We start from the raw sequence: 1786 nt of genomic DNA, 5'->3' as shown, positions 1-1786 counted from the left end.
GCATGGCGGCCGGCGCGGAGACCGGGGCCAGCCCGGCCACCACCGTGTTGACGATCTCCGCGGCGTACGAGCCGTCCGGGTCGTAGTCGGGGTCGAAGACGGTCAGCTCGACGCCGAGACAGTGCGGGGTGTCCACCAGCCCGGCGAGCAGGATCTCCAGCTCGGCGAAGGCGATCCCGCCCGGGTCGGGCGCGTCCACCGCCGGCATCACCGCCGGGTCGAGCACATCCACGTCGATGTGCACCCAGTAGCCGGCGCAGTCGGCGAGCTGCTCGTGCGCCCACTGGGCGGTCCGCGCCGCCCCCTCGGCGCGCAGCGCCGGCACTGGGCGGGTGGTGATGCCGGCGGCCTGCAGGTCCAGCCGGTACTCGTCCTGGGCGCGGATGCCGAGCACCACCACGTCGATGTCGCGGAAGTAGGGGCGCCGCCCCTCGATGGCCGCCAGGTCGGCCTGTCCCCGGCCGGTGACCAGGGCCAGGTCCTCCCCCGCTGCCGCGCCGACGTACGAGGCGTTGCCGGGGTGCCGGAAGTCGGAGTGGCCGTCCACGAAGACCAGCCCGATCCGGCCGCCGACCGCCTCGCCGAGCCGGTGCATCGCGAGGGCCGAGCCCAGCAGCACCGAGCAGTCCCCGCCGAGCACCAGCGGGAACTCGCCACGGTCGATGATCGCGCCGATCCGGTCGGCCAGCGCCACCGAGTAGTCCGAGATCTCCCGGGCGTGGCAGACGCCGTCGCCGGGGCGCCAGTCGCCCGGGTCGTACCGGGGCGGGGTGAGGCAGCCGGCGTCACGGGCGCGCAGGCGGGCGAGGAGGCCGTGGTCGCGCAGCGCGCCCGGGGCCTTGGCACAGCCGGGAACCGAGGTGGACGTGGGCGGGCGCAGCCCCAGGTTGGTCGGCGCATCGAGGACGGCGATCCGGCGCATCATGGGCTCCCGTCCTCGATGGTCGGGCGGGCCGGCCGGAACGCCGGCCCGCGCTGGCGTGCTACGAACTCAGAACAGGGCGCTGGCCAGGGCCCGGCGGGCCGAGGCGACCGCGGGGTCGTCCGGGCCGGCGATGGTGAACAGGCCGACCAGGTGCTGGCGTACCTTCTCCCGGTCGTCGCCGGAGGTCCGGCGGACCAGGTCGACGAGCCGCTTATAGGCCTGCTCGGCCATGCCGCTGAGCACCTCGATGTCGGCGGCCAGCAACTGGGCGTCGACGTCGTCGGGGTTGGCCTGCGCGGCGGCGATCGCACCCTGCGGGTCGGCGCCGGCAACCCGGCGGGCCAGCCCGACCTGAGCCAGGCCCGCCTCCGCCGCCGCGTCCGCCGGGGACTCCGCGAGGATCTTCCGGTACGCCCGCTCGGCCGCGTCGAGGTCGCCGCTCATCAGGGCGTCGTCGGCCTCGTCGAGGCGGGGGTCCTCCGGCTCGGCCATGGTCCCGCCGCCGGCCTTGACCACCGCCTGGATCCACTGGCGCAGCTGGGCCTCCGGCACCACGCCGGAGAAGGCGTCGATCGGCTGGCCGCCAACCACCGCGTAGACCATCGGAATGCCCTGCACGCGGAACATCTGGGCGATCCGCGGGTTGGCGTCCACGTCGATCTTGGCGAGCACCCAGGCGCCGCCACCCTCCACGGCCAGCCGCTCCAGCACCGGGGAGAGCTGCTTGCACGGCTCGCACCACTCGGCCCAGAAGTCCACGATCACCGGGGTGCTCAGCGAGCGTTCGAGGACCTCGGACTGGAAGGTCGCCTCGGTCACGTCAATGACGGTGACCCCGCCGACAGCGCCGCCGGGGGCGCC

General features: G+C 74.9%; 2 protein-coding genes. Both read right to left on the bottom strand.

Going from position 1 to position 1786, the window contains the following annotated elements; genetic code table 11:
* On the bottom strand, positions 1 to 925 hold a 925-nt coding region (locus tag DKL51_RS33825; protein ID WP_148097941.1), incomplete at its 3' end, for an arginase family protein.
* Between the two features lie 66 nt (positions 926 to 991).
* The coding region (locus tag DKL51_RS33820; protein ID WP_124813268.1) for a tetratricopeptide repeat protein at positions 992 to 1786 on the bottom strand (795 nt) is incomplete at its 5' end.

It is taken from the genome of Micromonospora globispora (assembly GCF_003857015.1).
Lineage (GTDB): Bacteria > Actinomycetota > Actinomycetes > Mycobacteriales > Micromonosporaceae > Micromonospora > Micromonospora globispora.
The sequence above is the reverse complement of the archived record's forward strand: the minus strand, read 5'-3'. Positions and strand labels throughout refer to the sequence as shown.